The organism is Pseudolysinimonas kribbensis, from assembly GCF_030161895.1.
GTDB lineage: Bacteria > Actinomycetota > Actinomycetes > Actinomycetales > Microbacteriaceae > Pseudolysinimonas > Pseudolysinimonas kribbensis.
In genome coordinates, this window is sequence record NZ_BSVB01000001.1 from 2,478,404 (window position 1) to 2,491,468 (window position 13,065).

The following is a 13,065-nucleotide window of genomic DNA, read 5'->3' on the forward strand; positions in this document are numbered from 1 at the left end:
TGCGTTGACCACCCCCGCAACCCGAGAGCGCTCGGGCATGTTCCACCAGGACCACCCGCGCTACAAATGGATCGCGCTCAGCAACACGACGCTGGGGATGCTGATGGCGACGATCAACGGCTCGATCGTGCTCATCTCGCTGCCCGCGATCTTCAAGGGCATCGACCTCGATCCGCTCGACCCGAACAGCACGAGCTACCTGCTGTGGATGCTCATGGGCTTCATCCTCGTGACCGCCGTGCTGGTCGTGAGCTTCGGCCGCCTCGGCGACATCTACGGCCGGGTGCGCATCTACAACATCGGCTTCGCGGTCTTCACGGTCGCCTCGATCGCGCTCGTCTTCGACCCGTTCACGGGCGGCGCCGGAGCGATGTGGCTCATCCTGCTGCGCGTGCTGCAGGCCGTCGGCGGCGCGATGATCTTCGCGAACTCGACCGCCATCCTGACCGACGCCTTTCCGGCGACCCGCCGCGGCTTCGCGCTCGGCATCAACCAGATCGCCGCGATCGCCGGCACCTTCCTCGGCCTGATCCTCGGCGGCGTGCTCGCCGTCGTCGACTGGCACGCGGTCTTCATCGTGAGCGTGCCGTTCGGGATCCTCGGCACCGTCTGGTCGTTCGTGTCGCTGCACGAGGTCGGCGCGCGCGGCACCGGGCGCATCGACTGGTGGGGCAACCTGCTCTTCGCGGTCGGCCTGTTCGCGCTGCTCATCGGGATCACCTACGGCATCCAGCCCTACGGCGACTCCTCCACCGGGTGGGGCAACCCGTGGGTGCTCGGCGGCATCATCGGCGGGGTGGTGATCCTCGCCGCGTTCGTCGTGCTCGAGTACTTCGTGAAGGACCCGATGTTCAACCTGCGGCTCTTCAAGATCCGCGCGTTCACGTTCGGCAACCTCGCGGGACTGCTCGCCTCGGTCGGCCGCGGCGGTCTCCAGTTCATGCTCATCATCTGGCTCCAGGGCATCTGGCTGCCGCTGCACGGCTACTCCTACGAGTCGACGCCGTTCTGGGCGGGCATCTACCTGCTGCCGCTGACCGTCGGGTTCCTCGTCTCGGGACCGCTGTCGGGCACGCTCTCCGACCGGTTCGGCGCCCGCACGTTCGCGACGGCGGGCCTGATGATCGTGGCGGGTACCTTCCTGCTCCTGCTGGTGATCCCGGTGGACTTCCCCTACTGGCTCTTCGCCGTGATCATCTTCGTGAACGGGATCGGGTCGGGCATGTTCGCGGCGCCGAACCGCACGGCGATCATGAACTCCGTTCCGGCGGCGCAACGCGGGGCGGCATCCGGGATGACGGGCACGTTCCAGAACGCCGGCAACTCGCTCTCGATCGGCATCTTCTTCTCGCTCATGATCGGCGGCCTGGCGAGCACGCTGCCCAAGGCGCTGACCGCCGGACTCACGGCACACCACGTGCCGGCCGCGGGCGTCGCGGCGGCCGCGCAGATCCCGCCGGTCGGCAACCTGTTCGCGGCGTTCCTGGGAATCAACCCGATCGACGCGCTCCTGCAGCAGCTGACCGCCGCGGGCACCATCGCCCGGGATGCCATCCCCGCCGCCGACCTGAAGGCGCTGACCGGGCACCAGTTCTTCCCGGCGCTCATCTCCGATCCGTTCCACTCGGGTCTCGTGATCGTCTTCATCGCGGCCGCCATCATGTCGGTCATCGGCGCGCTCGCCTCGGTCGTCATGGGCGGCAAGTACATCCACGAGACCGAGCCGGTGCGCACCGTCGGGCCGGGCACCGAGTCGACCGAGACGGTGGATCCCGCGCAGGCCCTCAGCGACGTCTGAGCCCCGGCGGCGCGCGGGTCAGGCGGGAGCGGCGGCGGCCGCGAGGTAGGCGCGCGCGTGCGCGACGAGCGCACCGCGATCGCCGCCCCGCAGCGCCTCGGAGGAGATGAGCTCGCTGCCGGCGCCCACCGCGACGGCTCCGGCGGCGATCCACTCGGCGACCGCGTCGCCCCGGATGCCGCCGGTCGGCACGAACGCGACGTCGGGGAACGGACCGCGCAGCGCGCGCAGCAGCGCCGGGCCGCCGATCGACGCCGGGAACAGCTTGACCAGCTCGACCCCGTTCGCGACGACCTGCTGCACCTCGGTCGCCGTGTAGGCGCCGATGATGGCGGGACCGTCGCCGGCCCGGATCGCCGCCACCACATCCGCGTCGAATCCGGGCGACACGAAGAACGCGGCACCCGCGTCGCGGGCACCGGCGACCTGCTCGGGCGTCGTGAGGGTGCCGGCACCCACGAGCGCACGGTCGCCGTACCGATGCACGGCCTCGGCGATCACGCGCCCGGCATCCGGGACCGTGTAGGTCACCTCGATCGAGGTCGCGCCCGCCTCGACCAGGGCCTCGACCGCGATGAGGGCGAGGTCGGCGTCCGGAGCGCGCAGGGTCGCGATGACGCGATCGGCGCGGATCCGCTCGAGGACGTCGTGATCGGGGCGCTCGGGGTGGGTGCTCATGGGATGACGGCTCCTGCCGGGTCGTGGGCGGCGTGGTCGTGGGTCGAGCGCAGCACGCGCTCGGCGAGGCGATGCCCGCCGGCGAGGGCGGCGTCGAGGTCGCCGTCGTCGAGGATCGCCGCGAGGTATCCGGCGGCGAAGGCGTCGCCCGCGCCGATCGCCTCCGTGATCGTGACCGCGTCCGGGCGCAGGCGGCGCGACACCGGTCCATCGAACGCGGTCACGGCGCCGCCGTCGTGCTTGAGCACCAGACGCCGGGGCGCGGGCAGGGCGCGGCGCACGGCATCCGGATCGTCGGAGCCGACGATGATGCGGGCCTCCTCCTCGCCGAGCAGCACGAGGTCGGAGCCCGCGGCCAGCTCGCGCAGGACGTCGGCGCCCTCCCGCTCCCGCCCGCGCCAGAGCGCGGGACGCCAGTTGGCGTCGAAGGCGAGGAGGGCGCGAGGGGCGGCGGAGCGCAGCGCCCGCGTCAGCTCGAGCGTCGTCGGCGACAGCGCCGGGGTGATCCCCGTGACGTGCACGGCCTGCACGCCGTCGAGGATCGCCCGCACGGACGCCTCGTCCAGGTACTCGGGGCCGAGTGCGCTGGCTGCGGATCCCGCGCGGTAGTAGTGCATGCGGCTGGCGCCGAGCGGCAGATCCGTCGCCGCGCCGGTGCCCCCGCCGCGCTCCTTGACGTACATGCCGGTGGCCCGCGCCGGATCGACGCGCACCGCGGAGGTGTCCACGCCGAGCTGTGACGCCCGCGCCACGAGATGGCGGCCGAAACCGTCGTCGCCCACCGCGGTGAGCAGGGCCGACGGGATGCCGGCGGCGACCAGGCCGATCGCCGTGTTGAGCTCGGCGCCTCCGATCGATCGCTCGAAGTCCGCGGACTCCTCGAGCGGACCGGGGCGCCCGGCGACGAGCACGATGAGCGCTTCGCCCAGACAGGCGACTCGGGGTGCCGGCATGGGGCCGAGGATAGTCGTCATCTCACCGGGTGCACAGTCGGTTGCACTCAGCGCAACGACTCGGCGCCCCGCACGGCGCGGCCCGCGATCGCGGCGTTCCGGCGGCCGCCCTCGACGACCCGCACGCCGTTGACCCGTACCTGCCGGATGCCCTCGGGTCGGCGCCGCGGGTCCTCGTACGTCGCGGGCGATCCCACGCGCTCCGCGTCGAACACGACGAGGTCGGCGAACCCGCCCGCGCGCACGATGCCGCGATCGCGCAGGCCGAGACGCCGCGCGGGGCGCCCCGTCAGGTGGTGCACGGCGTCCTCGAGCGTCATGAGCCCCTCATCGCGGGCGTACGCACCCAGGAACCGGGGGAAGGTGCCCCACTCGCGCGGATGCGGGTGGGCGCCGACGAGGATCCCGTCGCTGCCCACCGTGTGCGCGCTGTGACGCATGATCGCGCGCATGTTGTGTTCGTCGCCGACGTCGAGCACGCATCCGGTCGCGAGATCGTCGGCGACCAGCAGCTCGACCACCGCCCGCCACGCGGTCACGCCGCGCGCCCGCGCCCAGGCCGCCACCGGCATCCCGACGGCCCCGGCGTTGCCGGGCGCGACGACCGACGAGATCGAGATCGCCTCCCAGTCGGCCGGCACGCCGTGGTTGCCGTCCGAGCCGGTCTGCTCGACCGCGCGGCGCAGCTCCTCGCTCGCGGCCGGATCCTCCAGACGCCGGAGGACGCCCGCCGGTCCGTCGACGGCCGCCGCGCTCGGCAGCAGGGACACCAGCGAGGTCGCGCTGCGCGAGTACGGGTAGGCGTCGAGCGTGACGTCGACGCCCCGGTCGATCGCGGCATCGATGAGGGCGAGCAGCTCGGGGCGCGCCCGCGGTTGACGGGGAAGTTGAGGTGGCAGTGCGCGAGATGCAGGGCGACGCCCGCGGCCTCGGCGATCGCGATGCACGACGCGTACGACTCCATCGCGTGCGTGCCGTAGTTGCGGTGGTGCGGAGCGTAGAACCCGCCGTGGTCTCGGACCGGCTCCAGCAGCGCCACCAGCTCGTCGTCCGTCGCGAAAGCCGCGGGGGTGTAGCTGAGGCCGGCCGAGAGCCCGACGGCCCCGTCGCGCATGCCCTGGTCGACCAGCTCGCGCATCCCGGCCAGTTCGGCCGGCGTCGCGGGCGCCGCCCGGTCGCCCATCACCGCCTGGCGCACCGTGCCGTGCGGCACGAGCACCGCGACGTTGAGCGGCGCCCCCGGTCGATCCGGGCGAGGTAGTCGGCGACACTGCGCCACGTGAAGTCGAGATCGGGCGAGCCGTTGAACGCCGCGAGCCGCTCGCGCATGGTGCGCATTCCGCGGTCGTCCACCGGCGCGTAGCCGAGGCCGTCCTGAGCGAGGACCTCGAGCGTGACGCCCTGCTCGAGCTTCGCGGCGTGCGCGGGGTCGGCGAGCACCGCCAGGTCGGAGTGGGCGTGCATGTCGATGAACCCCGGCGCGACGATCGCGCCGCTCACGTCGTCATCGGCGGCGTCGCTCGGCGCCCCGGGCTCCAGGATGCGGGAGATCCGGTCACCGTCGAGCTCGACGTCCGCGGCGCGTCGCGGGGCGCCCGTGCCGTCGACCAGAATCCCGCCGCGCAGGACCACGCGCTCGCCCGATTGCGCTGAATGCAACACCCTGTGCATTATCCTCGGCTCATGTCGGAGACCGTGCGCAGGGCCACCGAGCTCATTGAGCTCGTGGCCTCCGGTTCCCGCACCCTGCGCGAGATCTCCGAGCACTTCGAGGTGCACCGCTCCACCGTCTTCCGCCAGCTCAAGACGCTCGAGAGCGCCGGATTCCTCGTGCATCGCGACGACGGCACCTGGGCGATCGGCATGCGCCTGGTGGCGATCGGACAGCAGGCGGTCGACGAGCTCGACCTGCGCCGGATCGCGCATCCCGCGCTGCGAGAACTGCACCGCCACGTCGGCAGCACCGTTCATCTCGCGCAGCTCATCGGCGACGGCGTCTACTACGTCGACAAGGTCGAGGACACCGACGGCGTGCGCATGTCCTCCCGCGTCGGCGGTCAGGTGGATGCCGCCCGCACCGGCGTCGGCACGGCGATCCTCGCGCACCTCCCCGCGCCCGAGCGCACCCGGCTCCTGGATGCCGAGGACGCGCGGGGCACCAGCGCATCGCACGACCGCGCGGCCCTCGAGCGGCGCCTGGGCGACATCCGCCGACGCGGCTGGTCGGCCGACGACGGCGAGTTCGAGGAGTTCGTGAACTGCGTGGCCGTGCCGGTGGTGTCGTCGGGGGACGCATCCACGGGGCGGTCTCGATCAGCGCGATCCGCGCCGTCCGGCCCCTGACCGAGCTCCGCGGCGAGCTCGGCCGGCTGCAGACCTGCGCCGCGGACATCGCACGGCAACTGGGGTAGGTCATGGGTTTCTACGAACGACTCGGCGTGCGGCCGCTCATCAACGCGGCCACGACCTTCACGGCGATCGGCGGCTCGCTCATGCCGCCGGAGGTGCTCGACGCGATGCGCGACGCTGCCGGCTCGTTCGTCGACATGCACGAGCTGCACCTCGCGGCCGGGCGCCGCCTTGCCGAGCTCACCCGCAACGAGGCCGGGTACGTCGCTCCGGGCTGCGCCGCGGCCATGGTGCTCGCGCTGCTCGGCATCCGCACCGGGGGCCGACCGGACGGGCTCTCCCAGCTGCCGGGGCGCGACGAGGCGCCCTACGAGGTCGTGATGCACGCCGCGCACCGGATCCCGTACGACACGACGCTCGCGCTGGCCGGCATCCGGGTGCGGCAGATCGGCAACGTCATCCAGACCTTCGAGTGGGAGCTGGAGGCCGCGATCACCGAGCGCACGGCCGCCGTGCTCTACGTCGCCGGATCGCACCTGCCCGACGTGGCGCTGCCGCTGCCGACCGTCGTGCGCATCGCGCGCGAGCGGGGCGTTCCCGTGCTCGTGGATGCCGCGGCCCAGCTGCCGCCGGCCTCCAACCTCTGGCGCTTCACGCGCGAGCTCGGCGCCGACCTGGTCGCCTTCTCCGGCGGAAAGGCGCTCCGGGGGCCGCAGGCCTCCGGCCTCCTGCTCGGGCGCGCCGACCTCGTCGAGGCCGCCCGGCGATCCGGCGCCCCCTTCCAGAGCTGGGGCCGTGCGCTGAAGGCCGGCAAGGAGGAGATCGCCGGGCTCGTGCGCGCGGTCGAGCTCTTCGTCGCCCGCGACGAGGCGTGGCTCGAGCGCGAGCAGCGCGCCGTGCTCGAGGACTGGCGCGGGATCGCGCTCGGCGCCGAGGGGTGCACGCGGAGCTCGAGGATGCCAACGAGGCCGGCCAGCCCGTGCCGCGGCTGCGCATCGAACTCGACGACCCGGAGCGCGCCGCCGCGGCGCTCGCCGCGTTCGACGGCTTCCGCCCTCGCGTGGCCGTCCTGCCCTACCGGGTGCAGGGGTCGCCACGCGGCTTCTGGCTCGGCGCCGACCAGCTCGCACCCGGCGACGAGCGCGTCGTGGCCGCAGCCCTCGAGCACGCCCTCAGCATCCACCCCGACATCCACCCCGACGAAGGAGACCGATCGTGACCACCAAGACACCCCTCACCGCCCCGAACGCCCCGAAGCCGGCCGGTCCCTACAGCCACGGCGTCATCGCCGGCGGCCTGCTGTTCACGGCCGGGTTCGGGCCGCAGGTGCCCGAGACGGGCGAGGTGCCCGAGGGCATCGCGGCGCAGACGACGCAGGTGCTGCGCAACGTCGGGGCCGTGCTCGAGGCGGCGGGCGCGAGCTGGGCCGACGTGGTCAAGGTCACGGCGCATCTGCAGCACCTGAAGCGCGACTTCGCCGGCTTCAACGAGGCCTACGGCGCGATCGTGCCCACGCCCCACCCGGTGCGCACGACGGTCGGGTCCGACCTGGCCGACATCCTCGTCGAGATCGACGTCGTGGCCGCCCTGCCGTCGGCCTGAGCTACGACAGCGCGTCCTTCGTCAGGAACCGCCAGATCGCGAGCCCGCCGAACACCACCACATAGCCGAGCTGCAGCCAGCCGTTCACGCCGAACGAGTCCCAGACCAGCGGATCGCGCAGCAGGTCGCCGAAGCCGAACCAGTAGTGGGTCGGCAGCCAGGCGTGGATGGCGTCGAGCTGCGGCAGCGCATCCGCGATCTGCGAGGCCCCCGCGACCACGACCGTCGCGGCCATCGCCCCGACGGGGATGGTCGTGAGCGTCGAGATGAACAGTCCGATCGCGCACAGCCCCGACAGCGACAGCACGACGTAGAGCGCGAGCAGGGCGGCGCGGGCGGCGAACCCGCCGGCGTCGACGGTGTCGCCGGACAGCAGGGTCACCCGGCCGACCGGGAACAGCAGCGCGCCGACGCCGACCCCCGCGAGCACGATGACGCCGGTCGCGGCTGCGGCGAACGCGAGCGCGCCGACGTACTTCACGATGAGCAGCCGGAGCCGTCCTGCCGGGGCGATGAGCAGCGCACGCAGTGTGCCGAGCGACGCCTCGCCTGCGATGGTGTCGCCGGCGACGACGCCGATGGTGAGCGGCAGGAACAGCGGGATCGAGACGGTCAGCGCGGTGAAGGCGACGAACAAGCCGTTCTGCGTGATGTCGCCGAGGAACGCCGGGCCACCCCGGATCCGGCACCGGTCACCCGCACGGCGACGGCGATGAGGATCGGCACGAGCGCGAGCGCGGCGAGCATGGCGATCGTGCGCCGCCGCCGGAACAGGGTCGCGAGCTCCGACCCGAGCAGCGCGAAGGGACGCGGCACGGTGCTGCGCGCCTCGGTCCGCGTGCTCGAGTCGTGCCGATCGGCACGAACGTCGCCTGCATCGTGCGATTCGGCACGACTCGAGGTGAGCGCGGGGGAGGAGCCGTCAGCCGGCGACATCGAAGCCCTCCCCGGTCAGGGCGACGAAGCGGTCCTCGAGGGAGTCGCCCTCGACGCTCACGCCGCGCACGCGCACCCCGGCCTCCACGAGCGCGCGCACGAGGTCCTCGACGACGGCCTCCTCGGGCAGCTCGCCCGTGATGGAGTCGCCCGCGATCGCGGCTGTGATGCGGTGGATCCCGAGGACCGTCGCGGCGTCGGCGGCATCCGGGGTACGCACGACGATCCGCGCACGAGCTGCGCGGCGCAGATCGTCGAGCGAGCCCTGCGCCACGAGCCGTCCGGCGCGCATGACCGCGGCGTGGGTGCACACCTGCTCGATCTCGGCGAGCAGGTGACTCGAGACGAACACGGTCGTGCCGTCGGCCGCGAGCGACCGGATGAGTCCGCGCACCTCGCGGGTGCCCTGGGGGTCGAGGCCGTTGGTCGGTTCGTCGAGCACGAGCAGCTCGCGCGGCGCGAGCAGGGCGGCGGCGAGGCCGAGGCGCTGCTTCATGCCGAGCGAATACGCGCCGGCCCGCTTCCCGGCGGCCGCGGTCAGGCCGACCCGCTCGAGCGCGCCGTCGACCCGGGCGGGGCGGGAGCGGGCGGCGCTGCCGGGGTCCGCCGCGTCGAGGCGGTGCAGATTGGCGCGTCCGGAGAGGAACGGATAGATCGACGGGCCCTCGACGAGGGCGCCGACGCGCGGCAGCACCGAGCGCAGGGCGTGCGGCATGGGCTCGCCGAGCACGTGGATGTCGCCACTCGAGGGCCGCGCGAGGCCCAGCAGCATCCGGATCGTCGTCGTCTTTCCCGAGCCGTTGGGGCCGAGAAAGCCGAACACGGCGCCCCGCGGCACCTCGAGGTCGAGGTCGGCGACCGCACGCTGGCGTCCGAACCGCTTGCCGAGGCCCCGGGTGCGGATGGCCGCGTCCGCGGGCGCGACCGTCCCGCTCACCGCGGGCTCACCGGGCGGCGGCCTCGAGCGTCGCGATCGGCACCGCGCCCGCGAGCACCCGGCCGTCGTCCGTGATGAGGACGGAGACGAGCGTGGTCTGCAGGGCGCGACCGCCGTCGACCGCCGTCGTGAGCTGACGGAACAGGGGGTCGCCGGTGACGCCGGCCGGCAGCTGGCCGGACGGCACGGTCACGACGCTCGCCCACCCGGCACCGGTGACGGTCGGCTCCGATCCCGGCTGCGCCTTCGGCGACGCCGAGGCGTCCGGGTCGGGCGCCACATGGTCGGCCTTCGCATGCGGGCGGACGTGCGAGAGGTCCTTGGTCGTCACGTGCGCGCCCTTCGGCGGACTGAAGGAGAACAGGCCGGCGCCCGGGGTCGAGAACGAGACGTCGGTGAACCCGATCGCGACCGCGTCACCGGACTGGCCGCGGGCGTCGACCGCGATCTTGAGCGGCACGCCGGTCGCGTGGTCGACGGACACGACGACGCGCGAGACGAGCGTCCGGTCGGTGCGCGGGGTGAGGACGAGGCGGTCGACCGAACGGCCCGCCACGCTCGAACCGGTCGCGACTGTGACCTTGCTGCTCGAGCGGACCGAGGCCAGGAGTCGCGTCGCGAGCTCGGACGGCGTCACCGGCGCCGGCGACGCGGAGTGCCGCGAGGGGAGCGTGACGTGCTGCGCGGTCTTGTGCTTCGAATCCCAGATCCACACCGAGGAGCCGTTGCGCACGATGTCGCGTTCGGCGAGCTGGTCGAGCACCTGGACGCGCTGCTTGCTGCGACCGTCGACGTAGACCTTCGCCCGGTGCGCGGCCGTGACGAGGTCGAGGATGGCCGACTCGTCGGAGTGCACCGAGCCCGGACCGACGCTCGGCAGCTGGGGAGTCCGAGATCCGAGGTCTGCGTCAGCGTGCCGGAGTAGTGCTGGTCGACGCTCTTGGCGACCCTCTCCAGCAGTTGGTGCGCGGTCGGCGTGCTCGCAGGTTCGGCCTGCGCCGGGAGGGCGAGCGCGCTCGCGAGCACGACGGCGGGGATCGCGACCCCGAGAGCCAGGGCCGGGAGGGTACGGAAGGATGCATGCATGGGGATCACCTCGACGACGCCGGAGAACGTGGCGTCGCAGGCAGGCTACGTCCGGTTCCCGGTCGTTGGCTGTACTCCGCTGGGATGATTTCCCGGATCGCGGTCAGCCCAGATAGGCGTCGATGAGGGCCCGGCCTCGGCCGTCGATGTCGTCAGCCGCCCCCTGCTCCACGATGCGGCCGCCGCTCAGCACGTAGATCCGATCGCAGACCTGCAGCGCGAGATCGACGCGTTGCTCGACGAGCAGGATGCTGCGGCCGCGCTCACGCAGCGCGAGGAGCGCGTCGGCCATGCTCTGGATCGCGAGCGGCGCGAGACCGAGCGACGGCTCGTCCAGGAGCATGAGCTCGGGATCGCTCATCATCATGCGGCCGATCGCGACCATCTGCTGCTCCCCGCCCGAGAGCGCGGTCGCCGGCCGCGCCCGGTAGCGCTCGACCACGGGGAACAGGTCGAAGACGGAGCGCAGCAGCTGCGCCGTGCGCGCGTGGTCGTGACGCAGATGCAGACCGCCGAGGCGCAGGTTGTCCTCGACCGATTGCCCGAGGAACAGGCGTCGACCTTCCGGCACGATTCCGACCAGGCCGCGAGCGATCCGATGGGTGGGCAGCCGGGAGACATCCGTTCCGGCGACCTCGATCACGCCGCGCCGCTGCTTGACCATTCCCATGATCGCGCGCAAGAGGGTCGTCTTGCCCGCGCCGTTGGGCCCGAGCAGCGCGACCGCCTCGCCGCGCTCGACGTGCAGGGCGATGTCGTGCAGCACGTCGAAGCGGCCGTAGCCGGCGTACAGGCCCTCGAGCCGGAGCGCCGGCGCGATCACCGGAGTCGTGGATTCGGCGCTCATTGTCCCAGGTACACCTCTCGCACTCGTTCGTCGGCGCGCACGGCCGCCGCGCTGCCCGAGGTCACCAGCTCACCCGCCGCGAGCACCGTGACCTCGTCGCACATCTCGAAGATGAAGCGGGTCTGGTGCTCCACGACGATCACCGTGACCCCGTCGCGCTTGAGCTGGCGCAGGATCTCCGACACCTGTTCCACCTCGCCGGAGGAGAGTCCCGCGAGCGGCTCGTCGAGGATCAGGATGCTCGGCTCGCCGACGGTCGCGGCCGCGAGCTGGGTCAGCTGCTCGACGCCGTGCGGTACGTCGGCGACGCGCGCCGTCGCCCAGCCCGAGCCGAGGCCGACCCGGGCGAGCGCGGCGGTCGCCCGCGTGCGGATGGCGCGATCGTCCCGGTGCGCACTCGGGAACAGCGGCCATGCGAGCGACCGGCCCGAGATGCGGGGCACGCGGCTGTACAGCCCGATCCCTGCGTTCTGGCGAACGGACAGCTCGCGCACCAGCACGGCCGTCTGGAACGTGCGCATGATGCCGCGCGCCGGGCGTCCGGCCGCTCCGAGCCGTTCGATGCGGTGGCCGTTGGCCTCGATCGTGCCGGTCGTCGGACGCAGGGCGCCGGAGATGAGGTTGACCAGCGTGCTCTTGCCGGAGCCGTTCGGGCCGATGAGGCCGTGGATGCTGCCGCGCCGAACGCGCATGTCGATGCCGTCGAGCACCGTGGTGCCGCGCACGTAGCCGAAGCGCACGTCGCGCACCTCCAGGGCGATCTCGTCCGAGACCTGCGGCTCCTCGCCCGCGGCGGCCAGCTCGGCCTCGGCGATCGGCGCCGTGTCGGGGGCGCTCGGCTCCGTGGCGGGAAGCGGTCGACGCCGGATGCGGCGAGCCAGGCTCGTCACGATCCCCACGATGCCGCGCGGGAAGAACACGATGACGAGCACGAAGATCGCGCCGAAGATCACCTCCTGCACCAGGGGGTCGATCGAGATGACGACGGGGAACGCGCTGATGAAGATGGCGCCGATGATGGGCCCGAGCCGCGTGTTGATGCCGCCGAGGATCACCATGACGAGGATGTTGACCGAGACCGTCCAATTGAACTGACCGGGCGACACGAACCCCAGGAACGAGAACGCCCAGCCCGCGAGGCCTGCGAGCGCCGCGGACAGACCGAACATCATGACCCGCACGACTCCGGTGCGCACGCCCGCCGACGCGGCGAACGGCTCCGCGTCGCGGATCGCCAGCAGCACCGGGTAGAACGCCGATGAGCGAATGCTCCAGACGATCACCACGGTGACGAGGAACGCGATCCCGACGCACCAGGCGACGGAGGACCCGAGGAAGGACAGGCCCTCCGGGAAATCGGGGAAGGTCGGACCCGCGATGCCCTGCAACCCGCCGGTGAAGTCGAGATCGGAGATCAGCACCGTCACGACGAGCGTGAAGATGAACGTCATGATCGCGAAGTAGAGCCCGCTGACCCGAAGCGAGAGCGCCCCGAGCACGACCCCGACGATCCCGACCCCGACGACGCTGAGCGGCAGCAGGATGAAGACGTTCCAGCCGAGGTTCGCGTTCAGGAGGGTGGTCGCGTACGCGCCGAGCGCGAAGAGACCCGCGTGCCCGAGCGAGTACAGCCCGGTCATGCCGGCCACGAGGTCGAGGCTGAGCGCGAGGATGGCGAAGACCGCCCCGACCTCGGCGAGGTTCTGCACGTAGTACGAGCCGTGCGCCACGCCCAGGTTCGCGGCGAGGTACACGACCACGAGGGCGACCGCGCCGAGCCCGATGAACCGCGACCGGGAGCGCGCCCGCTCGGTCCGGCCCGCGGCCATGTCGATGCCGGCGGTCATGCCTTCGCTCCTGCTCGGTCGTTCCGGTGGGC

The 13,065-nt window shown here is 72.6% G+C and carries 13 protein-coding genes and 2 pseudogenes; 5 read left to right on the top strand and 10 right to left on the bottom strand.

Annotated elements, in window-relative coordinates:
• Positions 1-4 precede the first annotated feature (4 nt).
• Positions 5-1,798, top strand: a complete 1,794-nt coding sequence (locus QQK35_RS13710; RefSeq protein ID WP_284254661.1) for an MFS transporter — start codon at positions 5-7, stop codon at positions 1,796-1,798.
• Between the two features lie 18 nt (positions 1,799-1,816).
• Here QQK35_RS13710 and QQK35_RS13715 read toward each other — a convergent pair whose 3' ends face one another.
• From QQK35_RS13715 to QQK35_RS13730, 4 genes are all read right to left on the bottom strand, one after another.
• Entirely contained in the window at positions 1,817-2,476 is a 660-nt protein-coding gene (locus QQK35_RS13715) for a bifunctional 4-hydroxy-2-oxoglutarate aldolase/2-dehydro-3-deoxy-phosphogluconate aldolase (protein WP_284254662.1), read from the bottom strand.
• Positions 2,473-3,429: a sugar kinase gene (locus tag QQK35_RS13720; protein WP_284254663.1), complete on the bottom strand. Its 957-nt coding sequence runs from the start codon at positions 3,427-3,429 to the stop codon at positions 2,473-2,475. The genes QQK35_RS13715 and QQK35_RS13720 overlap by 4 nt, the downstream gene beginning before the upstream one ends.
• Positions 3,430-3,476: 47 nt before the next feature.
• Complete coding sequence (locus QQK35_RS13725; protein WP_284254664.1) at positions 3,477-4,376, bottom strand: amidohydrolase family protein; 900 nt, start codon at positions 4,374-4,376, stop codon at positions 3,477-3,479.
• A 235-nt stretch (positions 4,377-4,611) separates the two neighbouring features.
• Positions 4,612-5,091 (bottom strand): amidohydrolase family protein, encoded by a 480-nt coding sequence (locus QQK35_RS13730; RefSeq protein WP_284254665.1) that lies wholly within the window; start codon positions 5,089-5,091, stop codon positions 4,612-4,614.
• Between the two features lie 21 nt (positions 5,092-5,112).
• On the opposite strand from QQK35_RS13730, the gene QQK35_RS13735 reads away from it, so the two are divergent.
• A complete protein-coding gene (locus tag QQK35_RS13735) occupies positions 5,113-5,772 on the top strand; it encodes an IclR family transcriptional regulator (RefSeq protein WP_284254666.1) in 660 nt (219 codons plus the stop codon).
• Positions 5,773-5,851: 79 nt separating this feature from the next.
• Here the strand turns inward: QQK35_RS13735 and QQK35_RS13740 are convergent, their stop codons facing one another.
• On the bottom strand, positions 5,852-6,067 hold the full coding sequence (locus QQK35_RS13740; RefSeq protein ID WP_284254667.1) for a hypothetical protein: 216 nt from the start codon (positions 6,065-6,067) through the stop codon (positions 5,852-5,854).
• Here QQK35_RS13740 and QQK35_RS20540 point away from each other — a divergent pair.
• From QQK35_RS20540 to QQK35_RS13760, 3 genes and pseudogenes are all read left to right on the top strand, one after another.
• Positions 5,976-6,587: pseudogene (locus tag QQK35_RS20540) on the top strand (aminotransferase class V-fold PLP-dependent enzyme); the annotation flags it as partial. The gene QQK35_RS13740 and the pseudogene QQK35_RS20540 overlap by 92 nt on opposite strands.
• 128 nt (positions 6,588-6,715) lie before the next feature.
• Positions 6,716-6,997 carry a hypothetical protein gene (locus tag QQK35_RS13755; protein WP_284254671.1) on the top strand — a complete coding sequence of 94 codons (282 nt, stop codon included), beginning with the start codon at positions 6,716-6,718 and terminating at the stop codon, positions 6,995-6,997.
• Entirely contained in the window at positions 6,994-7,380 is a 387-nt protein-coding gene (locus tag QQK35_RS13760) for a RidA family protein (RefSeq protein WP_284254672.1), read from the top strand. Before QQK35_RS13755 ends, QQK35_RS13760 begins: the two co-directional genes overlap by 4 nt.
• A 1-nt stretch (position 7,381) precedes the next feature.
• Here QQK35_RS13760 and QQK35_RS13765 read toward each other — a convergent pair.
• From QQK35_RS13765 to QQK35_RS13785, 5 genes and pseudogenes are all read right to left on the bottom strand, one after another.
• A pseudogene (locus tag QQK35_RS13765) lies at positions 7,382-8,316 on the bottom strand (ABC transporter permease).
• Positions 8,303-9,253, bottom strand: a complete 951-nt coding sequence (locus QQK35_RS13770; RefSeq protein ID WP_284254673.1) for an ABC transporter ATP-binding protein — start codon at positions 9,251-9,253, stop codon at positions 8,303-8,305. The pseudogene QQK35_RS13765 and the gene QQK35_RS13770 overlap by 14 nt, the downstream one beginning before the upstream one ends.
• Before the next feature lie 7 nt (positions 9,254-9,260).
• Positions 9,261-10,109, bottom strand: coding sequence for a LolA family protein (locus QQK35_RS13775; protein WP_284254674.1), 849 nt, complete (start codon positions 10,107-10,109; stop codon positions 9,261-9,263).
• A 333-nt stretch (positions 10,110-10,442) separates the two neighbouring features.
• A complete protein-coding gene (locus QQK35_RS13780) occupies positions 10,443-11,186 on the bottom strand; it encodes an ABC transporter ATP-binding protein (protein ID WP_284254675.1) in 744 nt (247 codons plus the stop codon).
• The gene (locus QQK35_RS13785; RefSeq protein ID WP_284254676.1) at positions 11,183-13,033 is read right to left on the bottom strand and encodes a branched-chain amino acid ABC transporter ATP-binding protein/permease; all 1,851 of its coding nucleotides are present in this window, start codon (positions 13,031-13,033) and stop codon (positions 11,183-11,185) included. The genes QQK35_RS13780 and QQK35_RS13785 overlap by 4 nt, the downstream gene beginning before the upstream one ends.
• Between the last annotated feature and the right edge of the window lie 32 nt (positions 13,034-13,065).